Origin of the sequence: Streptomyces sp. NPDC052682 (assembly GCF_040678435.1) — a bacterium.
Lineage (GTDB): Bacteria > Actinomycetota > Actinomycetes > Streptomycetales > Streptomycetaceae > Streptomyces.
This window is the reverse complement of record NZ_JBFATS010000012.1, coordinates 240,592-262,998: the sequence shown is the minus strand read 5'-3', so window position 1 is coordinate 262,998 and position 22,407 is coordinate 240,592. Positions and strand designations below refer to the sequence as shown.

Genomic DNA, 22,407 nt, shown 5'->3' with positions numbered 1-22,407 from the left:
CAGCGATAGTTCTCGTTCGTCACCGCGGTCCACACCAGACCGGCGACGATCGCGATCGCGGCCACCCAGGCGACATAGTCGCGCGGACGTTTCGGTGTGATCCGCTTCTTTTCCTCGGCCGCCAGTGGGGACACCGGTCGGCTCCTGATCGTCGTGTCGATCATGTCGGTCGACCTGTCAGTCCTGGGGGACGGCCATGGCCGCGGTCTTGATCCCGAGGTCCTGGAAACCCCAGCGGCCCAGCGCCTGGGCGTACTTGGGGCTGTCGATGATCGACTGGATGGCGGCCTTGACCGCGGGAGTCAGCGCAGAGTCCTTCTTCAGCGCCACGGCCACGGTCTTGGTGGCCACCAGGGGCTTGAGGACCTCGAACGTCTTGGGCTGCTGCGTGGCCGCCCACTGAAGACCGGTGAAGTCGTACATCACCGCGTCGATCCGCTTGGACACCAGCTGGGTCAGAGCGTCGTTCACGTTGGGCAGGGTCACCGCCTTGATAGCCGGCTTGCCCTTGCTCGTACAGTCCTGCTTGGACAGCTGGGGCAGCCACTGCAGCTCCGCGGTGCTGCCGGAGATGACACCGACGCGGTGCCCGCACAGCGTGTGGGTGCCCAGTTTCTGCGGATTGCCGTAGGGGACGGACACGCCGGTCCCGGCCTTGAAGTAGTCGATCATGTCGAGCACCTTCAGCCGGTCCTTCGTGGCGCCCATGGTGGAGGCGGTGAAGTCGTACCGGTTGGCCTGCAGGCCGGTGATGATGGTGTCGAACTTGACGTTGTTGATCTGCAGCTTCAGGCCGAGCTTCGCCGCGATCAGCCGGGACATGTCCGGGTTGAACCCGATCGGGGTCTTGTTGTCCGAGGCCATGAACGTGGTGGGCGGGCTGGTCAGGTCCATGGCCACCGAGATCGTGCCCTTGGCCTTCACCGCCGCGGGCAGCAGCTTCACCGCCTTCGCATCCGGCTTCACACCGACCGAGATGTCGTCGGTGTGCTCGGCCGACGCACCGGAACCCCCGCCCTGGGCCGTGCTCTTCGGCTTTGCGTCCTGCGTAGTGCCGCTCGATCCGCATGCGGCGAGCGCGAGGGCCAGGGCGGTCGTGATGACGGGGACGCTCAGGGTTCTTGTGATGCGCATGGGTTTGCTCCTTACAAAAGGGGAGAGTGCTGGGCCGGCTCAGATCCCGGATGGGTGACTGTGGGGAAGTGGCTGGGGCGAACCGGAACTTGTCGGACTGGGCGTTGCGCGTGGGTGCCGAAGGGCATTCGCTCACCACGTCGACCGGGCCTGCGGTTCGCGACCTTCACGTACGGCGAAGGCGGGGGTGTTCAGAAGGCGGTGTATCCGCCGTCGACGGGGAGGACCGCCCCGGTGACGTACGACGACTCCGCTGACGCGAAGAAGAGGACCGCGTCGGCGATCTCTTCGGGGGTGGCGAGGCGCTGGAGCGGGATCTGGGTCTCGCGCTCGCGGCGGTAGGCCTCGGGGTCGGCGCTGCGCTGGAACGCCGCTTCGATGATCGGGGTGGCCGTCAGTCCTGGAGCGACGACGTTGACGCGGATGTTGCGCGGGGCCCATTCGATCGCCGCCCCCTTGGCCAGCATGATGAGGCCTCCCTTGGCGGCGGAATACAGGACTTCCCCGGGCTTGCCGACCATGCCGAGCCGTGAACTGACACAGACGAACGAGCCTCCTTCGGAGGGCATCAACGGCGCGAAGTGCTTCATCACCAGGAACGCGCTGAGCAGGTTGCTGTCGAGCACGTCCTTCGCGTCGTCGTAGGGCATATCGGTGAGCGGGCTGCTGGCCTGGAGACCGTGGTTGAGGACGACGACGTCGACGGTGCCGAGGGACTCGGCGGCCTGCTTGGCCAGGTGCTCGACGAACGCCTCGTCATTGAGGTCTCCAGGGACGTACAGGTCGTCGGGCTGGGCGGTGTCGAGTTGCTCCTTGCGGCCGGTGAGCAGCAGCCGTGCGCCCTCGCGGCGGAAGTGAGAACTCACCGCCTGCCCGATGCCGCTGCTGGCGCCGGTCACCAAGGCCGCGACGTTCTTGAGTCTCATGTCAGGCACTCCTTCAGGGGGAGGTCGGCAGGATCGCGGGCTCGGTCACGAGCGGCGAGGAACGCCTGTGTCCGCGTCGAAAGCCGGGGAGGAACAGGGTGGACGGACTGCCCCGTAGTGGCTCAAAGTAACCGGCAGATTGTCGTATGTCGACCATCTAGGGCCGTTCTCGCTGCCGCTTGGTGGCTCAAGATAGCCGCCAGATAGTCGTTTGTCGACCATCTCGGCGCCCCGCATGGTGTGGTGCGCCACGCACACCCGGGCGGGGGCGCAGCTTGGGGAGGGGCGGGCCTTCCCAGCGAGTGGGTGGCTACCGGGTCTTGAACCGGTCCGGACGCACGAAGTCCAGTCCGTCGATGGTCTGCTTGCCGAGCGCCTCGTGTGCGGCGATCTGCCCATAGCCGGTGGCCATCTTGAAGCCCTTTCCGGAGAACCCGGTGGCGCAGTAGACCCTGCTGTTCTCGTCCAGCCAGCCGAGGAGGGGATGACCGTCCTCGGTGAAAAGGTCGGGGAAGGCGTCGGAGCGCACGATGGTGGGGGTCAGGCCGGGAAAGAATTCGGTGACGGTCTCGGTGACCTTCTCGACTTCTTCCCTGGTGAGATCCCGGGGCATGGAGTCCGGGTCGGGGGTTGCCCTTCCGCGCCCGTCCAGAGGTCCGTCCACCGAGGCCTTGACCGTCACGCCGTCGACGGCGGGCGCGCCGTACAGGGAGCGATCGTCGTACAGCCGGCTGAAGACGGGGAAGTTCTCCGGCGAGAACTGCCTGCCGTCCTGGGCGAGGAACCAGGTCAGGACGATCCGATGGGTTTCCGTGACGGCCTTGAGGTGGTCGGGCATGAGCCTTCGGGACCAGCCGCCCGAGGCGACGATGACCTTCTCGAACGTCCAGGTCCTGTCGCCCGAGGTGACGACCACGCCGTGGTCGGTTTCGGTGATGCTGTCCACGGGTGTGTTCTGAAGGACGGTGGCGCCGTTCGCCTGGGCCGCCGCGACGGCGGCGCTGACGGCGCGGTCGGTGCGCAGAACGCCGGCGCGGGGGTCGTAGACGGCGCAGTCGTCGGGGCGGAGGTTGTGCTGGGGGTAGCGTTCCGCCAACTCCTCCCGGCTGAGGACGCAGTACTCGGCTCCGGTGAGGCGCGTTGTCTCGAGGAGGCTGTTGATGTAGCGGCCGTTCGCCGTCCCGATGGACAGCCCCCCGGTGGGTATGAGGATGTCCTGCCCGGTTTCGGCTTCGAGCTCGGCCCAGAGGCTGCGGGAGCGTTCCAGGAGGGGGTAGTAGTCGGGCTTCCCGAAGTAGACCATGCGGAACAGGCGGGTGTCCCCGCCCACGGCACTGCGGCCGTGGGCGGGAGTGGCGGCTTCGAAGCCCACTACCGAGCCGGACAGTCGGGAAGCCTGCCACAGGGCCATGCTTCCGATGCTGCCCAGGCCGATGACTGCAAGTTGTGCGTCCATGAGGGCAGTTCCCTTTCGTTTACTCGTGAAGCCCGGCGAGTCTGCTGCCGAATCTGGCCAGAAGTGAGGTCTTGCTGGAACCCCTGCGCTCTTCCCACTGGTCGGCGATGCCGAAGAGCCGGTACATGGCGTGCACGCCCAGCCAGCGGATGGGCTCCGGTTCCCACTTCCGTGCCCGGTAGCCGACCCAGGGAAGGGTGGTCCGTTCGGTTTCCTTCTCGAAGGCGAGCTCCACGAGAGTCCTGCCGCCGACATAGGCCGACGTCACGCCGTGTCCCGCGTAGCCGGTGGACGATCCGACCCCGGATGCCGGGTCCCAGTGCACGCCGCCGTTCCAGTCCCGCGTGACGCCCAGGACTCCCGACCAGGCGTGGTCCACCTCGAATGCGATCCCGGGGAAGAAGGAACTGAGCTTGTGCGAGATCAGCTCGATGGTGGACTGGGCGGTCGCACCGGCTCCGCCTGTGCCGGACCCGAAGCGGTAGGGGACACCGCGGCCCCCCATGGCGATACGGCCGTCCGATGTCCGCTGGGCGTAGATGAACGTGTGCGCGGAGTCGCTGAGGCACTGCAGCCCGTCCCAGCCGATCTGCTGCCATGCCTCCTCCGGCAGGGGCTTGGTCACGATCAACGAGGAATTGACCGGGATCACGGTCCGGCGGCCGAGCAGCTGCCCCGAATAGCCCTCGGTGCAGATGAACGTCCTGGCCGCGGTGACACGTCCGCCGGCCAAGGTGAGGGTCCTGCTCGCGACACTCTCCACTCGGCTGCCCTCGAAGATCCTCACCCCCATGGAGGTCAGGGTGTCGGCGAGGCCGTAGACGAGCTTCGCGGGGTGGAGGCGCGCGCAGTGCTTGTAGAAGAGCCCGCCGTGGACGGTGGAGATGTTGATCCGGCTGCGGAACTCGTCCCCGTCGAGCATGTGGACCTCGTCGTCGCCCAGCCCGTACTTCAGGTCGGCATCACGCCTGGCGACAAGCCGGCCCAGGCCCGCCTGAGTGTGGGCGGCGACGAGCGCGCCCCCCTTGTGCTGATCGGCGTCGATGCCCTCGGCCTGCAGGATGTCCAGGACGGAGTCGACACCGGCGACGAATTCCTGCTGCAGTGCCCGGCTCGCCTCCAGTCCTCCCCCGGCGCGGGCGAAAGTGGCACGGTTTCCCGGCGGCATCGCCGAGAGCCAGCCACCGTTGCGTCCTGATGCGCCGTAGCCCACCTGTTCGGCCTCGAAGACGGCGACCGAGAGCGACGGTTCGAGCTTCTTGGCGAAGTACGCAGCCCACAGGCCGGTGTAGCCGCCGCCGACAATGGCCACGTCGACGCGGTCCTGGCCGGCGAAGCGGGGGAATGACGGCCTCGTGTCGGTCAGTCCTGCCATCCAGAAGCCGAGCTCTCCGTTCCGGGGGTGTGTCGCAAGGGCGTTCATCTGTGTCCTTCTTCTATGTCGGGCAACCGCGTGGACCGGTGCTGTGAGGCGGTGCAGCCACGTCGACAGGGAGGGTCGTCCCGGTGAGGGGCGACGGCGTCGCGATCTCCTTGCGGTCACTTGGGCTGTGCACCGTGACGGCGAGCGCGGCGTCCTGATCCGGCGCCGCACCAGGCGGGCATCAGGTGCGGGGAGCTGCGGTGCCCCGGCGTGGGCGAAGACCCCACCGGGGCATGACCGCGCCTGCGGGTGGCGAGCGCGAGGTCGCCGGTGACCGCGTCAGGAGGTGCCTCGGAACGACAGACTCCCACGTCGACCTCGATCACGGCCTTCAGTCGACCGGCGTTGTCCCCATCGGCGAGGGCGCCGATGACCGCGACGCTCTCGACGCCGATCCACACACGGGTCACCTCGGCCGGCCGCCCGCCTTGACCTGGCGCCGACCGACCTCGGCGCAGGGGTGCGTCTTGACGCGTCAGCTTGACACCCAGGCCGCGCGCTCGGTGGCGAAGCCACCTGGGGGAGCCGGTTCACAGCCGTGCTCGTCGTGATTGGTTCGCCGCTACACCGCAGTGCAGATCATTTGGATCTCCACAGGAGTGTTGAGCGGTAGCCCGGCGACACCGATAGCGGTCCGGGCGTGCCGTCCGTTCTCGCCCAGCACCTCGATGAGCAGTTGGCTGGCCGCGTTGGCGACCTGCGACTGCAGACCGAAGTCCGGCGTGCTGGCCACGAAGACCAGCATCTGCACGATCCGGACCCGGTCCAGATCACCCACCGCCTGCACAGCGGCGGCGAGGCAGTTGAGCGCGGCGTGGCGCGCGAGGTCCTTCGCGGTCTCCAGCTCCACGTCCCGGCCGACAACGCCCTGACCCAGCAGCTCACCGTCCTTGAAAGGCAGCTGGCCCGAGATGTGGATGGTGGAGCCCACCGCCCGGTGGTCCACGTAGTACGCGTTATTGGCCAGGGCGGGAAGCTCCAGTCCGAGGGTTCGGAGCCTCTCCGAAGCCGAGTCGCCCTTGACGGTCTGAGGTAGTGGCAGACTCATGGCCCCACCGCCTTGCGTCGGATCATTTTTCTCAGTTCTCCGCTCAGGCGTCAGGGGCGCGGGAGGCCGAAGAGGACGGGGAGGTCGGCGATGTCGGTGATGCGCTCGTACCCGAGCCAGTGCTCGTCGTGCTCGAAGCCGCGGTCGACGTACACCTTGTTCTTGATCCCCAGGTTGGCCGCGGATCGCAGGTCGTACATCGGGCTCGCGGAGACGTGCACGATCTCGTCGGGCGTCACGCCGAGCTTGTCGAACGTGTACTCGAACGCCTGGAGTCGCGGCTTGTAGACGCCCATCTCCTCGGCGCTGATGACGACCTCGAACGGGGCCTTGAGGTTCTCAGCGAGGCGCACGGCATGTGCGGTGTCACTGTTGGTGATGATGACCAGCGGGACTGCCTCGGCCAGACGGTTCAGCGCCTCGGTGACACCGGGGTACGGGCCCCAGGTGGGAATGCGCTCGTACACCGCCCGCGCGTCGTCCTCGCGGTACTCGAGGCCGACCCTGCGCGAGGCGCGCTCCATGGAACGAGCGACGACCTGGTGGAACGGCTGGTACGCGCCCGTGCACTCGTCGATCCGGTACGCCTTGCAGATCCGCAGGTACTCATCGGCGACCTCGGCCGGCAGCCGGTCGCCCAGGACCTCACGCATCGCGTCGTTGATGCTGAACTTGATCAGTGTTCCGTTCATGTCGAACGTCACGAACTTGGGCTTGACATCGAATCCCACGGTTCCTCCTAGCGCGTTCAGCGGAGCAGCCTGAGCCGCCGCGCTGGTCGATTGTCGACCAACGCTGTCGATTGTCGACTATGTAGGGGTCGGCTGTCAATGATGCCGTGCTCGGGGAGGTCCGTCGCGGAGAGTCAAGTTGATTGTCGATGCAAGATCAAGGGAGGTATAGTCGACAAACGACTGGTCGACAACGGCCAAGGGAGGACGACGGAGTGGATCACAAGTTCGAGTGGCAGGAGCAGCGGATGACGACGCCGGACGGCGTCTACCGCACACTGCGTGCTGCCATCCTCGACGGGACCGTACCTCCTGGTGGGCAACTGCGCGAGGCTCACATCGCCGCGGATCTCGGGATCAGTCGGTCCCCGCTGCGCGAGGCGCTGACCAAGCTTGAGGAGGAGGGGCTCGTCGTCAAGATCCCCTTCCGTGGGGCGTTCGTCGTAGAGGTGAGTGCTCGTGAGGTCGCCGAGATCGACTCGGTTCGGCTGCGTGTCGAGCCGTTCGCTGCCGAGCTCTCAGCTGAAGCGCTGCGCGGTCCTGAGCGGCCGCGGTTGCTGCAGACCGTCGAGGATCTCCGCCGGGCAATGGAGGAGGACGACATCCCGGCCAGCATCGATGCGCACCTTCGCTTCCACAGGCTGTTCTACGACCTCTCGGGGCACGGCATCCTGCAGAGTCTGTGGAATGGCTGGGAGACCAAGCTGCGCCTCTACCTCAGCGTCGACCATCGCACTTACAGCGACGACCCCCAGCAATTGGTCGTCGAGCACGAGAGGTTGGCTGCGGTTGCCCTGGAAGGCGACCCCGACGCCTTCCGCCAGGAACTGGCCGCCCACTTCCAAGTGGCGCTGAGCGCCCCGGCGGGAGATTAAGGGATAGGCACGCCCCGGCATGCGTCAGCCCCTGCCGGCAGGCGCGAAGCGTCAGCATCAAGCCCCGCTGCCGGGCGGGATCTTGTACTGGATCTCGGGTGAGGACTTCCGGGCGAATAGTCGAGTGGGCGACCACGGGCAGAGTTCTTGCGGGCAGCCGATTGAAGTCGATGTCCTGACACCGGCGACTGATGCCGGGCGCCGCGCCAGTGATCCGGGACGGCGTCCATGCAGGCCGAGAGCGCAAGCTCGGACGCACGGCACCCAGCGGGGCGGCCTCGTGTGTCACGCCCCGCGCTGGAGACAGACTCGCTGCTGAACGTTGCCGCGGTGCGGACTTCGCCGCTCGAGGCAGCGTCAGGAATCGCCCTCAAGACGGAGACGGATCGAGCCGCACCCTGAGTTCACAGCGGCTCGAGCTGAATTGCTATTGACAGTCCTCAATAGGCGCTCATATCGTCGACAAACGACAATCGGGCGTCGCCGGGCTGCCGCTCGCCAGCCCGGTTCGGGATTCAGATGGTCTGCCCGCTGCAGCGCGGGCGCCGACGGCGGTGTCCGCAGCGCGATGTCGCGGGCCGCGCGCCATTCGGCAGCCCGGGGGGAGTCGTTACCCGCGCCCCTCGATCATCCTCGGACAGAACCACAAGGAGGGCAGCGTGAACCGGCTCCAACGAGCGCTCGACGCTCTGGTCGAGCGAATCGACACTCCCGCGCCGATCGTGCTGGTCGATGTCATGCAGGACAACATCGACCGCATGCAGGGCTTCGCCACCCAGCACAACCTCGACGTCAGGCCACACGTCAAGACGCACAAGTGTGTGGAGATCGGGCGGCGCCAGCTCGGGGCCGGGGCGGTCGGAATCACCGCGGGCAATATCGGTGAGGCCGAGGTCTTCGCCGCAGCCGGGTTCGACGACATCTTCCTCGCCTATCCGATCTGGCCCGCGGGAACGAAGGGGACCCGGATCCGCCGGCTCGCCGAGTCCACGCGGCTGCGGGTCGGCGTCGACAACGTCGCGGCGATCGAGGCCCTCGCCGACGCGATGGGTGACGAACCCGACCGGCTGGAGGTCGTGGTCGAGGTCGACTGTGGCGCCCGTCGTTCCGGGGCGCCGCCCGAGCTCGGGGGCGACCTCGCGCTCGCCGCCCGCAAGCGCGGCCTGGTGCCGGTGGGCGTCTTCACCTATCCAGGTCACGGCAGCGCCGGCCGAGACGCTCGCGAGCGCGCCGCGCGGGACCAGGAGGCCGCGCTGACCACCGCAGTACGCAGCATGGAGGGCGTCGGGGTCACCGCGCAGGTGGTCAGCGCCGGCTCCACCCCCACTGTCGAATTCTCCACCAGCAGCGTGATCACCGAAATCCGTCCCGGCGAGTACGTCTTCGGCGATCTGAACAACACCCGGCTGGGCGCCTGCACGAACGACCAGATCGCGCTCTTCGTCGCTGGCACCGTGGTCAGCGACTGGGTCCCCGACCAGGTCATCCTCGATGTGGGAACCAAAGCCCTCAGTCGTGAAGGCAGCCCCGAGCTCGGCTACGGCGGCGTGGCCGGCACAACGGCGGTCCTGGCCAAGCTCAACGAATACCACGGATTCCTCCCGCTGCCGGCCGGCGAGTTCCGCCCCAAGGTCGGCACAGTGGTACCAGTGGTACCGAACCACGTATGCCCGGTCGTCATCAATTTCGAGGAACTGATCGTCACCGACAGCACGGGCACGTCGCTGCAGCGGTGGCCGGTCGACGCCCGCGGATTCCTCAACTGACAGTGCTCGGCCGGCTCACGGTCACCCCGCATTGGTCCCGGGCCGGATTGCACGTCTCGGCACTCCGACTGCTGTGCAACTGACCAACCCGTCGAAGGGGCACGCCCTAGGGCCGTCGACCCGTCACGATCCGCGCCAGCCGCCGGTAGGAGTCCAGCAGGGCCGCGCGGTCGTACGTGCTGGTGGTGACCAGGACCTCCTGCGCGCCCGTCTCCTTCAGCACCGTCTCCAGTTCGTGCGCGACCTGTTCCTCCGTACCGGCGATGTGCCCGGTCAGCCCGGACGCGTAGAGGTCGCGCTCCTTGGCCGTCATCGTGCGCGCCTCGACACGCTCGGCCGGCTCCAGCGGCGGGAAGGTGCCGTGGGTGCGGGAGTACGCCATCGACCAGGCTTCCGGGACCAGCAGCCGCCGGGCCTGTTCGGGGGTGCCGGCCACGGCGATCGTCCCGGAGATCACGACGTACGGCTCGGCCGCCCAGGCGGAGGGCCGGAACTCCGCGCGGTACCGGTCGATGCCGCGCAGCATCCGCTCCCGGTTGCGCAGGTCGCCGATGACCATCGGCAGGCCCGCCCGGGCCGCTATGGCCGCGCCCTCGCCCATGGCCAGCACGAACGGCGGCACGGTCAGTCCCTCGGCGGGCCGCGCGTGCACGCCCGTGGGCGAGGTGCCCGCGAACCAGTCCAGCAGTTCGCGCAGCTGCGCGGCGAAGTCCTCCGCGTCGCCCTTGTCCCGCCCGAGCGCCCTGCGCACCCCGTCGGTGAAGCCGACCGACCGGCCCAGCCCCATGTCGATCCGCCCGGGGAAGAGCGACTCCAGCACCCCGAACTGCTCGGCGACCACCAGCGGCTGGTGGTTGGGCAGCATCACGCCGCCCGTGCCGACCCGGATGGTCCGGGTCGCGGCGGCCACCGCGGCGGCCAGCACGGTCGGCGCCGAGCCCGCGACCCCGGGCACCCCGTGGTGCTCGGAGACCCAGAACCGGTGGTAACCGAGCGCTTCCAGCTCCTGGGCGAGCCGTACGGTGTCGCGCAGGGCCTCGGCGTGCGGGCGGCCCGCGCGGGTGCGGGAGCGGTCGAGGACGGAGAACCTGGTCGCGGCGATCACGGAGCTCATACAGGGTTCAACACCGGGGAGCCCGCGAGATTCCGCCCCGCCGTCAGGGCGCGTGCGGGGCCGGCTGCGCGGTGTGCTCGTGCGCGCAGGTGTCCTCGGCGCCGTGGGTGTCCCAGGCGGGGAACGGGTCGGCGGCCGGGACGCTCTCACCGGGCCGCAGCAGGCAGCCGGTCAGCGCGGTGTGCAGGGCGTCCCGGTCGAGGCCGGTGCCGATGAACACCAGCTCCTGGGCGTCGTCCGCGGTACGGTCCCGGGCGGCGGAGGGCTCGAACCGGGCGACGGACCCGGCCTGCGACCACAGCCCCGTCACGTGCGGGCGGCTCGCCAGGACGAAGAAGCCCTTGGACCGCAGGATCCGCCCGTACGACCCGCTGTCCAGGTCCTCGGTCACGAAGCTCCACAACCGGCCCGGGTGGAAGGGCAGTGCGGAGCGGAAGACGGTGGAGGAGATGCCGTACTCCTCGGTCTCCGGCACGTGGTCGCCGTTGAGCTCCCGCACCCAGCCGGGGGCCTGCTGGGCGCGCTCCAGGTCGAACAGGCGCGTGCCGAGCACCCGGCGCGGGTCCACCCGCCCGTGCACGGCCGGCACGATCCGGGCGACCGGGTTGAGCCGGGTCAGCGCCGCCCGCAGCCGGGCCGCCGCCGCCTCGTCGACCAGGTCGAGCTTGTTCAGCACCAGCACGTCGGCGAACTCCACCTGGTCGACCAGGAGATCGCTCACCGTGCGCTCGTCGTCCTCGTACGGCGCCAGCCCACGCTCGGCGAGATCGTCTCCGCTGTCCAGCTCCGCCAGGAAGTTCGCGGCGTCCACCACGGTGACCATGGTGTCCAGCAGGGCGACCTCACCCAGGATGGCGCCGTCGTCGCGGGCGAAGGAGAACGTGGCCGCGACCGGCAGCGGCTCGGAGATGCCCGAGCTTTCGATCAGCAGATGGTCGAAGCGGCCCTCGCGGGCCAGCCGGTCCACCTCCTGAAGCAGGTCGTCGCGCAGGGTGCAGCAGATGCAGCCGTTGGTCATCTCCACCAGGCGTTCCTCGGTCCGCGACAGGGCGGCCTCGCCGCCGCGCACCAGCGCCGCGTCGATGTTGACCTCGCTCATGTCGTTGACGATGACCGCCACCCGCAGGCCCGCACGGTTGGTCAGCACATGGTTGAGCAGCGTGGTCTTGCCCGCCCCGAGGAACCCGGAGAGCACGGTGATGGGCAGTCGCTCGTCGGACATCCGCGCTCAGCCCTCGGGGCGCAGCAGCCCGCGCTCGTACGCCTTGACCAGGTGCTGGGGGACGAGATGGCGCACCCCGTCGATCGTGACGGGCACCAGCGTGGGCGTGGCGGCCTTCCACTGGGCGCGGCGGTGACGGGTGTTGCTGCGGGACATCTTCCGCTTGGGCACGGCCATGGTGATCCTCCTCGGTCGGACGGCACCGAGGACGCTATATGAAAATGGTTCCCATGAGCAATTCAGCGGCGGGAGCGGGCGCGTGCCCCACGTGGCGCGCGGATGAACTGCAGCTCCAGCGCGACGGGCGGCCGGGCGATGCCCGGTCCGCCCGCCGCCACCCAGCTCACCAGGTCCTCCGTACCGTCCTCCGTCATCGCGAAGCCGACCCAGGTGGCCCGCCCGCCGGCCCGGCGCCCCGCGGCGGACGGCATCACGACGATCACGTTCGCCTGGTCGCACGGGCCGAGACAGTCCGTCGTACGGACCCGGAAGCCGTGCTCGGCCGCCGCGGCGCGCAGCCGCTCCACCTGTCCGGCGTGGTCCGCGCCGGGGTGCTTGCGGGAGTTGCCGCAGCAGCAGCCCCGGCAGACGACGAGCGTGCAGGGGTGTGAGCGGGCGGCGCCGACCGTGAACGTAGCAGGAGACATGCGGCAAGCATGCGGGGTACGGGATCACGGCCGGGCACGGGGGTGCGGTGTGCGGGGGCTCAGTCCTCCGCGCCCACCAGCATCTCCACCTCGAACCGCGCGTACTGCTCGGCCCCGTCCTCCTCCTGAGGCCGGGTCACGCTGCCGAGCCAGCCGAGCAGGAAGCCCGCCGGGATGGAGACGATGCCCGGGTTCTGCAGGGGGAACCAGGCGAAGTCGGCATCCGGGTACAGCGAGGCCGGGGTGGAGGACACCACGGGGGAGAACACCACGAGCAGTACCGAGGTGAGCAGACCGCCGTACAGGCTCAGCAGGGCGCCCCGCGCCGTGAACCGCCGCCAGAACAGCGTGTACACGATCGTCGGCAGGATCGCGGAGGCCGCGATGGCGAAGGCGAGGAAGGCCAGCGTCGCGGTGTTCGCGCCCCAGGACACCAGGGCGAGCAGCATACCCAGGACGCCGATGACCCCCGCCGCCAGACGGGCCACCGTCAGCTCCTCCCGCTCGCTCGCCCGGCCCTTGCGGATCACCTCGGCGTACAGGTCGTGCGCGAGCGAGGAGGCCGCCGCGAGGGTGAGGCCGGCCGCGACGGCGAGCAGGGTGACGAAGGCCAGGCAGGACAGCAGGGCGGTCAGGAGGCCGCCGCCCAGCTCGTGGGCGAGCAGCAGGACGGCCGCGTCGCCCTTGCGGTCCGTGCTCGCGATGGTGTCACGGCCGACGACGGCGGTGGCGCCGAGCCCGAGCACGCCGCCGGCCAGGCAGACCAGGCCCACCAGGCCCATGGCCCACACCACGGACGAGCGCAGCACCCCGCTGCTGCGCGGCGCGAGCAGCCGCATGAGCACGTGCGGCAGCGCGGCGAGCCCGAGGACGATGGCCAGTTCCAGACTGAAGAAGTCCAGCTTGCTGGCGGTGCTGCCGCCGTAGCGCAGCCCGGGTTCCAGGAACCGGGGGCCGAAGCCGCTGCGGTCGGACGCCGCGCCGAGCAGGGCGTCGGGGCTCCAGTCGAAGCGGTGCAGCACCAGGGCCGCGGTGACCGTCACGCCCAGCACCAGCATCACGGCCTTGATGATCTGGATGACGGTGGCGCCGGGCATGCCGCCGATGGAGGCGTACACGATGACGATGGTGCCGATCACCACCACGCACAAGGTGCGCGTGGTGGCGCCGGGTTCGCCGGTGAACTGGGTCAGCAGCGCGACACTGCCGACCAGCTGGGCCACCAGGTAGAGGGTGGCGATGGCCACGATGCACACCGCCAGCGCCAGCCGCACCGGCCGCTGCTGCCGGGGCAGGCGCAGGGCCACCGTGTCGCCGAGGGTGAACTTCCCGGCGCGGCGCAGCGGTTCGGCGATCAGCAGCAGCACCGTCATCCAGGCGACGGTGGTGCCGACCAGGTACATCAGCCCGTCGTACCCGGTCAGGGCGACCAGTCCGGTGCTGCCCAGCAAAGTCGCGGCGGACAGGTAGTCGCCGCACATCGCCAGTCCGTTGCGCAGCGGCGACATGGCGCGGTTGCCGAGGTAGAACTCGCCGATCTCGTCACGCTGGGGCGCCGTCAGCAGCGCCATGAACAGCGTGACGACCACGACCGACAGGAACAGCACGAACGTCAGCTGGAGGCTGACCCGGTCGACGACACCGGCGGACACCGTCACCACGTGCCCGACCCCCTCGGCCGGCGCTGGTGCAGACGCGACCGCAGGCCCCGGGCGAGCGGATCGACCCGGGTCCGCATGTGCCGGACGTGGCACCAGGCGGTGACCCCCAGCACGGCGAACTGCCCGAGACCCAGGGCCAGTCCGAGCGTGAGGTGACCGAGAAGCGGCTGGTTCATGAGGGCCGGGGCGAAACTCGACAGCAGGACGTACAGCAGGAAACCGCCGACGGACAGGACGGCCGCGCCCGCTGCGAACCTGCGGTGGGCACGGCGCAGCGCGTGGAATTCGGGATCGCCGGATATCGGGGGAGAGGGGGCCGGTTCGGCATTCCGGGCGGGCCGGCCGACGGCGTGGCCGGACCACGGTGAGAACTCGGGCAAGAGCGCACCTTCTTCGCTGCGTCATGCCGCGCACTCGACTCCTGCGAGTCGACGGTCGTCCGGCTCCCGGGTGGGTGCGGAAGCCGGACACGGGGGATGCGGGCTTGTGGGGGATACGCGCAGGCGAAAAGCTCGCTTTTCAGCTGCACGGTGGAGCGGCCTCGGGGGTCTGTGTGGTGATCCCCGGTGCCTTCGTCCGCGGGTGGGGAGAAGGCCGGAAGCCGGAGTATGGCAGCGAGGTCGTTGACCTATCAACCGGCATGCGGAATCGTCCGCGCCGTTGGCCGAATACCGTCCGGGCCATTTCTTTCCGTCCGGCTGTCTCGGTCACTTCCGGCTCGGTGCGGTGCGCCACGGAGCCTCTAGGGTGGGTGCTGTGACCGACAGCAGGAAGGCTCCGCTCGCCGTCTTCGATCTGGACAACACCCTCGCCGACACCGCCCACCGGCAGGGGTTCCTGCAGCGCAGGCCGCGGGACTGGGACGCCTTCTTCGCGGCCGCCCCGCAGGACCCGCCCCTCGAGGAGGGCATCGCGCTGGTGCGCGAGACCGCCCGGGAGTGCGAGGTGGTCTACCTGACCGGCCGTCCCGAGCGCTGCCGGCACGACACGCTTCACTGGCTCGCCGCGCAGGGGCTGCCCGAGGGGCGGCTGTACATGCGGCGGGACGACGACAGAAGGCCCGCCCGGTTCACCAAGCTGCACATCCTGCGCCGCCTCGCCAGGACCCGGGAGATCCGGGTCCTGGTCGACGACGACGAGCTGGTGTGCGCGGACGCCGAACGGGCCGGTTTCACCGTGGTCCGGGCGCGCTGGGCGACACCCTCCGCCGAGCTGAAGGTGGCGCAGGAGCGGGAGGGACGGACCTGAGCGGCGCGGGTGACGCAGGCCGTCACGTCACCCGCGTACGGTCCTCGGCTGCCCCACCGACGTGACACCCGGCGCGCGTCACCCGGTGTGCGTCACTCGGTCTCCTCGAGCCGGAAGCCCACCTTCAGGCCCACCTGCCAGTGCGCGATCTGCCCGTTCTCCAGCTGGCCCCGCACCTGGGTCACCTCGAACCAGTCCAGGTTCCGCAGCGTCTGCGAGGCCCGCTCGATCCCGTTGCGGATGGCCTGGTCGACACCGTCCGGGGACGTGCCGACGATCTCCGTGACCCGGTAGATGTGGTCCGACATGCGGGTGCTCCTCTCCCTGTTGTCCCTGTTGCAGGTGTCGCTGTGCTCCCTGGATGTTCTCCGTGACGGCTGTGTCACCCGTACGCGCGGGACGAAGCCCTGTGACGCATGTGGCGCGCGTCACTCCACCGTGCCCCACGCCAGGGCGCGGCGCGACCGGTCGGTCACCGTGCCAGGCTGAGCGACAGCGCGAAACGGCCCTGTTCGTCGGTCCACCAGTGCGCCGGCTCCAGCCCGGCCGCGAACAGCTCCGCCCGCACCCCCTCCTGCCGGAACTTCGCCGACACCTCGGTGCGCATCTCCTCACCCGCGGCGAAGTCGACGGCCAGATCGAGCGCCGGGACCTTCACGGTCTGCGCGGTGAGGGAACGCAGCCGCATCTCGATCCACTCGTGCTCGGCGTCCCACAGCGCCACGTGGTCGAAGGCGTCCGGCTCGAAGTCGGCGCCCAGCTCCCGGTTGATCACGGCCAGCACGTTCTTGTTGAACGCGGCCGTCACCCCGGCCGCGTCGTCGTACGCCCGCACCAGGACCTGCTCGTCCTTCACCAGGTCGGTGCCGAGCAGCAGGGCGTCGCCCGGCGCCAGCAGAGCGCGTACGGAGGCCAGGAACGCGGCGCGCTCCTGCGGCAGCAGGTTGCCGATGGTGCCGCCGAGGAACGCCACCAGCCGGGGACCCGGCGTCTGCGGCAGGGTGAGCTCGGCGGTGAAGTCGGCGATCAGCGCGTGCACGTCGAGCCCCGGCCGCTCGGCGGCGAGCGCCTGCCCGGCCTGGCTGAGGGCGCTGCCGCTGACGTCCACCGGGACGTAGGTGTGCAGCCCGCTCAGCGCGTCGAGCAGGTGCCGGGTCTTCTCGGAGGAGCCGGAGCCCAGCTCGATCAGGGTGCGGGCGCCGGTGGCGGCGGCGATCTCGCCGGACCGGGCGAGGAGGATCTCCCGCTCGGCGCGCGTCGGGTAGTACTCGGGCAGTTCGGTGATCCGCTCGAACAGCTCGCTGCCGTGCGCGTCGTAGAACCACTTCGGCGGCAGCGTCTTGGGACGGGCGGTCAGGCCCCGCCGGACGTCGGCGCGCAGGGCGGCCTCGGTGGCGTCCTCGGGGAGGATCCGGGTGAGGTGGAACGGGCTCACGTGTGGTGCTCCTTCGCGGGTCCCGGTGCGAGGGTGTCGCCGGGGTCGTCGAGCGGGGGTGTCCGGTCCGCAGGTTCCTTCAGCGGCGTCAGCAGCACCTCCGTGCCGTTCGCCGTGAGGAGGGTCCGGTCGGGCACCTCCCGCCAGTGCGGGTCGTCGTCGTAGGGCTCGGAGGCCACGACGGTGCCGGCGCCGGGCCTTGTCAGGTGCCAGAGGGTGTCGCCCCAGGCGGTCGCCGTGACGGTGTGACCGTCGGTGAGGAGCAGGTTCAGCCGGGCGTCCGGGGCCGCCGCGGCGACCTCCAGCACCGTGTCGGCGAGGGCCTGCCCCTGCTCGTCGCCGGCCCGCAGCCGGGCCAGGACCAGGGCCCACACGAACGCGGAGTCGTTGCGGGCCTCCAGCGACAGCAGGTCCTGCGCAGGCAGGGTCCGGGCCAGCGGGGCCAGTGAGCCGGGCCAGCCCGGTACCGCCCCGTTGTGGCTGAACAGCCAGGTCCCCGCGGCGAACGGGGCCGCGGCGGCCTCCGCGTCGGCGCCCGACAGCGTCGCGTCCCGTACGGCGGCCAGCAGCGCGGTGGTGCGCACGACCCGGGCCAGGTCCGCGAAGGACAGATCCGCCCAGATCGGCCCGGCCCGCCGGTAGCGGGCGGGCAGCGGGTCGCCCTCGGCGTACCAGCCCACTCCGAAGCCGTCGGCGTTGACCGTCCCGTACCGCTGCCGCCTGGGCGCCCAGGACTGGCGGTACAGACCGTGTGCCGGCTCCACGAGCAGCCGGCCCAGCGGCTCCTCGGGGCCCACGTAGGCGAGGTGACGGCACATCAGGCGGCCTCCGCCGAGCGGGCCGTGCGGAAGCCGGAGAAGATCTGCCGGCGGATCGGGTAGTCCCAGTTGCGGAACGTGCCCCGGCAGGCCACCGGGTCCACGGCGAACGAACCGCCGCGCAGCACCTTGTACTCGGGCCCGAAGAACACCTCCGAGTACTCCTTGTACGGGAACGCCCGGAAGCCCGGATACGGCAGGAAGTCGCTCGCCGTCCACTCCCACACGTCGCCGATCAGCTGGCGCACGCCGAGCGGCGACTCACCGGCCGGGTAGCTCCCGGCGGGTGCCGGACGCAGGTGCCGCTGCCCGAGGTTGGCGTGCTCCGGCGCCGGGTCGGCGTCGCCCCACGGGTAGCGCATCGAGCGCCCGGAGGACGGGTCGTAGCGCGCTGCCTTCTCCCACTCGGCCTCCGTGGGCAGCCGGCGCCCGGCCCAGCGGGCGTAGGCGTCGGCCTCGTACCAGCACACGTGCAGCACCGGCTCGTCCGGCGGGACGACCTCGGTGACGCCGAAGCGGCGCCGCAGCCACTGCCGGCCGTCGCGGCGCCAGAACAGGGGCGCCGTGATCCCGTGCCGGCGGATGTGCGCCCAGCCCTGCGGCGCCCACCAGCGCGGGTCGTCGTAGCCGCCGTCGTCGATGAACGCCTGGTACGCGGCGTTCGTCACCGGAGTGGTGTCGATGTGGAAGGCGGCCACCTCGCGCCGGTGCGCGGGGCGCTCGTTGTCCAGCGCCCAGGGCTCGTCGGAGGTGCCCATGGTGAAGGGGCCCCCGGGCACCAGCACCTCGGACGGGCCGGTGAACAACGGCACCGGCTCCGGGTCCGGGGCGGTCAGCGCCTGCGGGCCCTTGCGGAGCTGGTGGGTGATCAGCATCGTCTCGTCGTGCTGCTGCTCGTGCTGGGCGATCATCCCGAAGGCGAAACCGGCCTCGGTCAGCCGCGTCCCGCCGAACGCGTGGCTCTCCAGCACGTCCAGCACCCGAGTGCGGACGTCGGCCGCGTACGCCCGGGCCTCGTCCGGCGGCAGCAGCGGCAGCTTCGGCCGCTCGGCACGCGGGTGCTCGAAGGCGTCGTAGAGGCTGTCGATCTCCGGGCGTATCGCCTCCTGCCCGGCGACGGCCCGCAGCAGCCACTGCTCCTCCTGGTTGCCGATGTGGGCGAGGTCCCACACCAGGGGGGACATCAGCGGCGAGTGCTGGGCGGTCAGGTCGGGGTCGTCGACGCAGCTGGTCAGCAGGGTGGTGCGCGCGCGGGCGGTGACGAGCGTGGCCAGCGCGCGCTCGCGCAGGGACGCGGCGTCCGAGCCGGGGGCGGGATCGGTCAGGGAATCGGTCAGGGGATCAGTCATGGGCGGAAGTCCTTCCCGTGCGTGGGCTTCCCGGGGCGGTGCGCACCGCGCAGCCGGTCCAGCAGGTCGTCGGCGGGACAGCGGCCCCGGGCGACGTAGCGGTCCCGGTACGCCGAGACGGCGTCCGTGACCGCGGCGGTCGCGCCGAGCCGCGGCAGCGCCGCCAGGGCGGCCGTGAAACAGAGGACGGCGACCTCGCGCAGTTCGGGGTCGGCCAGGCCGTAGCGGGCCGCGTCCGTCCACAGCGGGTTGTGCGGCGCGGTGTGCCCGTGGGCCCGCTCGGCGAGCGGTTTCACGGCCCGGTAGGCGGTCTCGGCGGCCTCCGGGTCGTCGAACAGGGCCGTCGTCACGGCCAGCGGCACGATCCAGCCGTCGTCGCCGGGCTGCGCGTCGATCATGCGCAGCTCCAGATGACCGCGCGGTCTGACCGGCGGGAACAGGGTCGTCAGGTGGTAGTCCAGGTCCTCACGGGTGGGCGGCCTGGGCGCCCGCGACCTGGTCCACTCCCGGAAGGTCAGCCCCCGCGGCACCTGCCACGCCCCGCTGTCCTGCCGTACGCACATCACCGGGGCGTCCAGCACGTGCCGGGCCCAGGCGCCGCGCGGGTCGGCGTCCAGCACGGGGCCGCCCGCCCGGCCGGCGCCGATCTGCGCCCAGCGCAACTGGCGGGTGGAGACCCAGCCGGTCGGCCGGCGTTCGGCCATCGGCGAGTGGGCGAACGCGGCCACCAGGACCGGGCCCAGCAGGTGGGCCAGCCACCAGCGCCGTACGTGGCCGAGCGGGCCGGGTTCCTCGTACCCGGCGTCCAGGCACACCTGCACGGAGGCCGAGGTGCACATCATGGCGCGGCCGGCCGGGCCGGTGCGGTCGAGGCAGGCCTCCATGGCGTCGTAGCGCGGCTCGCGCAGGAACCGGCGCGGCGGGTGCCAGGGGTCGTGGCCGATGCCGGCGAGCGCCAGATCGTCCTCGCGCAGGACCGCGCGGACGGCGTCGAGGTCGGCGCGGACGGTACCGATGCACTCCGTCAGGGAGGCGGCGGGCGGTGAGCTGAGCTCCAGCTGGCCGCCGGGCTCGACGGTGAGCGCCGACCTCAGGGGCACGGTCCGCAGGGCGGCGTAGGCCGCTTCGAGTCGCTCGGGTGTCACGGGGAGCTGCGGGGTGCGCAGCTCGTGGACGAGCCATTCCACCTCGACTCCGAGGCGGCGGGGCGGTCCGGTCTTGAAGCAGATGCCCCGGACGAGGGCCTCGGCCTCGGTCTCCGACAGGGCGGTGGGCGGCTCGGTACAGCCACCCGCCGGGGCGGTCGATGGTTCTGACATGTCGGGATCCTCCTGAGATGCCACCATGTCGCCGGCCCGGGGACTGGTGGCCCGGGTCGGCATCACCCGTCCCACCCAAGACGCTCCGGCCGCGCGGCACAAGGGGGCGTCGGGGGACGTTCGGGGTCCGTGTGCTCCGCTCGTTGTCGGTTTCCAGGGGCTTTGCCGGGCGTTCGCGGCTCCTCGGCCCTGCGTTCGCATGGCACGGAAAACCCGGTTGCCCGGCAGGACCAGGATCACTCAGGATGCGTCCATGAGCACGACGGGGGAGGGCGCGCACCGCGCGGTCTCGGCGCGCACGGGGGTCGCGCCGTGAGCGCGCGGCTGCGCGGCATCGCGCGGGAGACGGAGCAGATCGTGGCCGCGGGGCGGTATCGCGCGCCGGACGGGCGCGAGGTGCCGGTCGCGGCGCGGATCGAGGCCGCGCGGGACGGCACGCGGATGTACGGGCCCGGGCCGGTCGGGGTACCCGCGCTGCCGGCACTGGACACCCGGGTCGAGGTCACGGGGGAGAGCAGCCTGGAGGCCGCCCGCCGGCTCGGTGACGGAACCGCCGTGCTGAACTTCGCCTCGGCGCGCAACCCCGGCGGCGGCTACCTCAACGGCGCCCAGGCCCAGGAGGAGGCCCTGTGCCGGGCCTCCGCGCTGTACACCTGCCTCCTGGCGGCCCCGGAGTTCTACGACCACCACCGCGCCCACCGCGACCCGTTCTACACGGATCGTGTCATCCACTCGCCCCACGTGCCGGTCTTCCGCGACGATCGCGGACGTCTGCTGGACGAGCCGTACACCGCCGGCTTCCTGACCGCCGCCGCCCCCAACGCGGGGGTCGTGCTGCGGACGGCACCGGACCGGGCGGCGGACCTGCCGCGCGCCCTGGCCGTGCGCGCGGAGCGCGTCCTGGAGACGGCCGCGGCGCACGGCTACCGGCGGCTGGTGCTCGGCGCCTGGGGCTGCGGTGTGTTCCGCAACGACCCGGCGCAGGTCGCGGGCGCGTTCCGGACCCTGCTGGGACCGGGCGGACGGTTCGCGTCGGCCTTCGCGCACGTGGTGTTCGGCATCCTGGACCGCACAGCGGGGAGCACGGTCCGTGCGGCGTTCGCGGCGGCGTTTCCCGAGACCGGCCGACCGCCGGCCGGCGCCGCATCCGCGGGTCCGGGGGCAGGGCACCCGCACGCCTGAGGTCAGGGCAGCAGTCGGCGTACCTCGGCCCAGTGGGCCAGGAGGCCGGGCTCCAGGCCGGGTCCGTGCCGTCGGGGCCGAACCGCTCGATCACCCACATCCGGAGCATGAACTCCTGGTGGGCGGCCCGGTCGCGCTCCTGCCCGCCCCAGTGACACAGCCGCTCGTCGGCCAGCAGGGACAGCGCGGCCCAGGCGCGGGCCTGCCCGGGATCGTCCGACCGGTAGGCGTGGCCCTGCGCGACGGTCCGGACCGCCTCGAGTTGTTGACCCCGCTCCTGCCGGACGAGGTCGCACAGGGCGTCGAACGGCCACGTACTGAGATCCCGGCCGTCCCCGTCGTGATCCACGGGGCCGCTCAGCTCCAGCCGTACCGCTCCCGCAGCCGCCGGCGGACCAGGTCGAAGCGCATACGGTCCAGGGCGCAGGCCTCCCGGCGCATGCCGGCCTCGTGCAGCCGCAGCACCCGGTCCACGTCGACCCACGACTCCCGGCCCGAGCGGTCCCACGGCCCGCTGCCGATCGGCACCCACTCCCGGTCGCCGTCGTGCCGCTTGCTGGACAACTGCACGGCGAGGAAGGTGCCGGCGGCCTCCCGGGCGACGACGAGCACCGGGCGGTCCTTGCCCCGGCCGTCCCTCTCCTCGAAGGGGACCCACGTCCAGACGATCTCCCCCGGGTCGGGGTCGCCGTCGTGGGCGGGCGAGTACTCGGTGCGCACCCGGCCCACCGTGTGGGGATCGGCCTCGGTGGTGGCGAAGGGGCCGTGCCGGCCCGGGGTGGTGTCATCGGTGAACGCGGTCACGGGGCAACCTTAGAGCGTGTCTCCGTGACCGCGCCCGAGGGGTTACTGCTCGGCCACCGGCACCTTCTGGGCGGGGACGGGCGGCGGTGCGACGAGCCCGTCGAGCGGCGACCTCCCGGTCGAGCCCTGCCCGCCGTGCTGCATCGACGCCAGCAGCTGACGGGCCAGCCCCAGCCCGGTGCCGCCCATGGTCAGCGCCTTGGCGAACAGCTCCGCCATGCCGTCGGCCCCGTTGAGCAGCACCATGGA

At 71.0% G+C, this 22,407-nt stretch carries 22 protein-coding genes and 1 pseudogene; 4 read left to right on the top strand and 19 right to left on the bottom strand.

Annotated elements, in window-relative coordinates; translation table 11 throughout:
* Positions 1–177 precede the first annotated feature (177 nt).
* The 6 genes from AB0K80_RS21235 to AB0K80_RS21210 all read right to left on the bottom strand — a co-directional run bounded on the left by AB0K80_RS21235 (position 178) and on the right by AB0K80_RS21210 (position 6,718).
* The gene (locus tag AB0K80_RS21235; protein WP_365671842.1) at positions 178–1,134 is read right to left on the bottom strand and encodes an ABC transporter substrate-binding protein; all 957 of its coding nucleotides are present in this window, start codon (positions 1,132–1,134) and stop codon (positions 178–180) included.
* 191 nt (positions 1,135–1,325) lie between these two features.
* Positions 1,326–2,060 carry an SDR family NAD(P)-dependent oxidoreductase gene (locus AB0K80_RS21230; protein WP_365671839.1) on the bottom strand — a complete coding sequence of 245 codons (735 nt, stop codon included), beginning with the start codon at positions 2,058–2,060 and terminating at the stop codon, positions 1,326–1,328.
* A gap of 310 nt (positions 2,061–2,370) precedes the next feature.
* Positions 2,371–3,516 (bottom strand): N-methyl-L-tryptophan oxidase, encoded by a 1,146-nt coding sequence (gene solA, locus AB0K80_RS21225; RefSeq protein WP_365671837.1) that lies wholly within the window; start codon positions 3,514–3,516, stop codon positions 2,371–2,373.
* A 19-nt stretch (positions 3,517–3,535) separates the two neighbouring features.
* The gene (locus tag AB0K80_RS21220) at positions 3,536–4,891 is read right to left on the bottom strand and encodes an FAD-dependent oxidoreductase (protein ID WP_365671835.1); all 1,356 of its coding nucleotides are present in this window, start codon (positions 4,889–4,891) and stop codon (positions 3,536–3,538) included.
* A gap of 610 nt (positions 4,892–5,501) precedes the next feature.
* Entirely contained in the window at positions 5,502–5,987 is a 486-nt protein-coding gene (locus AB0K80_RS21215) for a RidA family protein (RefSeq protein WP_365671833.1), read from the bottom strand.
* 50 nt (positions 5,988–6,037) lie between these two features.
* The gene (locus AB0K80_RS21210; protein ID WP_365671832.1) at positions 6,038–6,718 is read right to left on the bottom strand and encodes a haloacid dehalogenase type II; all 681 of its coding nucleotides are present in this window, start codon (positions 6,716–6,718) and stop codon (positions 6,038–6,040) included.
* Positions 6,719–6,933: 215 nt separating this feature from the next.
* Here AB0K80_RS21210 and AB0K80_RS21205 point away from each other — a divergent pair, with 215 nt between their 5' ends.
* Both AB0K80_RS21205 and AB0K80_RS21200 read left to right on the top strand, forming a co-directional pair.
* Positions 6,934–7,593, top strand: coding sequence for a GntR family transcriptional regulator (locus AB0K80_RS21205; protein ID WP_365671830.1), 660 nt, complete (start codon positions 6,934–6,936; stop codon positions 7,591–7,593).
* Between the two features lie 659 nt (positions 7,594–8,252).
* Complete coding sequence (locus AB0K80_RS21200) at positions 8,253–9,359, top strand: alanine racemase (protein ID WP_365671828.1); 1,107 nt, start codon at positions 8,253–8,255, stop codon at positions 9,357–9,359.
* A 106-nt stretch (positions 9,360–9,465) separates the two neighbouring features.
* On the opposite strand, the gene AB0K80_RS21195 is transcribed toward AB0K80_RS21200, so the two are convergent.
* The 6 genes from AB0K80_RS21195 to AB0K80_RS21170 form a co-directional block, all read right to left on the bottom strand.
* Positions 9,466–10,473, bottom strand: a complete 1,008-nt coding sequence (locus tag AB0K80_RS21195; RefSeq protein WP_365671825.1) for an LLM class flavin-dependent oxidoreductase — start codon at positions 10,471–10,473, stop codon at positions 9,466–9,468.
* A 43-nt stretch (positions 10,474–10,516) separates the two neighbouring features.
* The gene (locus AB0K80_RS21190; protein ID WP_365671823.1) at positions 10,517–11,695 is read right to left on the bottom strand and encodes a GTP-binding protein; all 1,179 of its coding nucleotides are present in this window, start codon (positions 11,693–11,695) and stop codon (positions 10,517–10,519) included.
* Between the two features lie 6 nt (positions 11,696–11,701).
* A complete protein-coding gene (gene rpmF, locus AB0K80_RS21185; protein WP_031120085.1) occupies positions 11,702–11,872 on the bottom strand; it encodes a 50S ribosomal protein L32 in 171 nt (56 codons plus the stop codon).
* Positions 11,873–11,934: 62 nt separating this feature from the next.
* The gene (locus AB0K80_RS21180) at positions 11,935–12,342 is read right to left on the bottom strand and encodes a (2Fe-2S) ferredoxin domain-containing protein (RefSeq protein ID WP_365671821.1); all 408 of its coding nucleotides are present in this window, start codon (positions 12,340–12,342) and stop codon (positions 11,935–11,937) included.
* 59 nt (positions 12,343–12,401) lie between these two features.
* The gene (locus tag AB0K80_RS21175) at positions 12,402–14,003 is read right to left on the bottom strand and encodes a cation acetate symporter (protein WP_365671819.1); all 1,602 of its coding nucleotides are present in this window, start codon (positions 14,001–14,003) and stop codon (positions 12,402–12,404) included.
* A complete protein-coding gene (locus AB0K80_RS21170; RefSeq protein WP_365671818.1) occupies positions 13,997–14,383 on the bottom strand; it encodes a DUF485 domain-containing protein in 387 nt (128 codons plus the stop codon). The genes AB0K80_RS21175 and AB0K80_RS21170 overlap by 7 nt, the downstream gene beginning before the upstream one ends.
* A gap of 376 nt (positions 14,384–14,759) precedes the next feature.
* Between AB0K80_RS21170 and AB0K80_RS21165 the strand changes: the two genes are divergently transcribed.
* Positions 14,760–15,251: a hypothetical protein gene (locus AB0K80_RS21165; RefSeq protein WP_365671816.1), complete on the top strand. Its 492-nt coding sequence runs from the start codon at positions 14,760–14,762 to the stop codon at positions 15,249–15,251.
* 92 nt (positions 15,252–15,343) lie between these two features.
* Here the strand turns inward: AB0K80_RS21165 and AB0K80_RS21160 are convergent, their stop codons facing one another.
* From AB0K80_RS21160 to egtA, 5 genes are all read right to left on the bottom strand, one after another.
* On the bottom strand, positions 15,344–15,559 hold the full coding sequence (locus AB0K80_RS21160; protein ID WP_365671815.1) for a dodecin: 216 nt from the start codon (positions 15,557–15,559) through the stop codon (positions 15,344–15,346).
* A 164-nt stretch (positions 15,560–15,723) separates the two neighbouring features.
* Complete coding sequence (gene egtD / locus AB0K80_RS21155; protein ID WP_365671813.1) at positions 15,724–16,686, bottom strand: L-histidine N(alpha)-methyltransferase; 963 nt, start codon at positions 16,684–16,686, stop codon at positions 15,724–15,726.
* Positions 16,683–17,504: an ergothioneine biosynthesis protein EgtC gene (egtC, locus tag AB0K80_RS21150; RefSeq protein WP_365671810.1), complete on the bottom strand. Its 822-nt coding sequence runs from the start codon at positions 17,502–17,504 to the stop codon at positions 16,683–16,685. Before egtC ends, egtD begins: the two co-directional genes overlap by 4 nt.
* Complete coding sequence (egtB, locus tag AB0K80_RS21145; protein WP_365671808.1) at positions 17,504–18,853, bottom strand: ergothioneine biosynthesis protein EgtB; 1,350 nt, start codon at positions 18,851–18,853, stop codon at positions 17,504–17,506. Before egtB ends, egtC begins: the two co-directional genes overlap by 1 nt.
* Positions 18,850–20,172, bottom strand: coding sequence for an ergothioneine biosynthesis glutamate--cysteine ligase EgtA (gene egtA / locus AB0K80_RS21140; RefSeq protein WP_365671806.1), 1,323 nt, complete (start codon positions 20,170–20,172; stop codon positions 18,850–18,852). The genes egtB and egtA overlap by 4 nt, the downstream gene beginning before the upstream one ends.
* Positions 20,173–20,484: 312 nt before the next feature.
* Here egtA and AB0K80_RS21135 point away from each other — a divergent pair, with 312 nt between their 5' ends.
* Complete coding sequence (locus AB0K80_RS21135; RefSeq protein WP_365671805.1) at positions 20,485–21,354, top strand: TIGR02452 family protein; 870 nt, start codon at positions 20,485–20,487, stop codon at positions 21,352–21,354.
* Between the two features lie 357 nt (positions 21,355–21,711).
* Here AB0K80_RS21135 and AB0K80_RS21130 read toward each other — a convergent pair whose 3' ends face one another.
* Together AB0K80_RS21130 and AB0K80_RS21125 are read right to left on the bottom strand one after the other, a co-directional pair.
* Entirely contained in the window at positions 21,712–22,158 is a 447-nt protein-coding gene (locus tag AB0K80_RS21130; RefSeq protein WP_365671803.1) for a type II toxin-antitoxin system PemK/MazF family toxin, read from the bottom strand.
* Positions 22,159–22,200: 42 nt separating this feature from the next.
* A pseudogene (locus tag AB0K80_RS21125) lies at positions 22,201–22,407 on the bottom strand (flotillin family protein); the annotation flags it as partial.

What these genes read in the sequence shown, in the direction of transcription:
- egtA (WP_365671806.1), bottom strand. Translation starts at nt 20,172, where the DNA reads ATGTCAGAACCATCGACCGCCCCGGCGGGTGGCTGTACCGAGCCGCCC.
- AB0K80_RS21215 (WP_365671833.1), bottom strand. Translation starts at nt 5,987, where the DNA reads ATGAGTCTGCCACTACCTCAGACCGTCAAGGGCGACTCGGCTTCGGAG.
- egtC (WP_365671810.1), bottom strand. Translation starts at nt 17,504, where the DNA reads ATGTGCCGTCACCTCGCCTACGTGGGCCCCGAGGAGCCGCTGGGCCGG.
- AB0K80_RS21235 (WP_365671842.1), bottom strand. Translation starts at nt 1,134, where the DNA reads ATGCGCATCACAAGAACCCTGAGCGTCCCCGTCATCACGACCGCCCTG.
- AB0K80_RS21220 (WP_365671835.1), bottom strand. Translation starts at nt 4,891, where the DNA reads ATGGCAGGACTGACCGACACGAGGCCGTCATTCCCCCGCTTCGCCGGC.
- egtB (WP_365671808.1), bottom strand. Translation starts at nt 18,853, where the DNA reads ATGACTGATCCCCTGACCGATTCCCTGACCGATCCCGCCCCCGGCTCG.
- AB0K80_RS21195 (WP_365671825.1), bottom strand. Translation starts at nt 10,473, where the DNA reads ATGAGCTCCGTGATCGCCGCGACCAGGTTCTCCGTCCTCGACCGCTCC.
- AB0K80_RS21160 (WP_365671815.1), bottom strand. Translation starts at nt 15,559, where the DNA reads ATGTCGGACCACATCTACCGGGTCACGGAGATCGTCGGCACGTCCCCG.
- AB0K80_RS21230 (WP_365671839.1), bottom strand. Translation starts at nt 2,060, where the DNA reads ATGAGACTCAAGAACGTCGCGGCCTTGGTGACCGGCGCCAGCAGCGGC.
- rpmF (WP_031120085.1), bottom strand. Translation starts at nt 11,872, where the DNA reads ATGGCCGTGCCCAAGCGGAAGATGTCCCGCAGCAACACCCGTCACCGC.
- AB0K80_RS21190 (WP_365671823.1), bottom strand. Translation starts at nt 11,695, where the DNA reads ATGTCCGACGAGCGACTGCCCATCACCGTGCTCTCCGGGTTCCTCGGG.
- solA (WP_365671837.1), bottom strand. Translation starts at nt 3,516, where the DNA reads ATGGACGCACAACTTGCAGTCATCGGCCTGGGCAGCATCGGAAGCATG.
- AB0K80_RS21180 (WP_365671821.1), bottom strand. Translation starts at nt 12,342, where the DNA reads ATGTCTCCTGCTACGTTCACGGTCGGCGCCGCCCGCTCACACCCCTGC.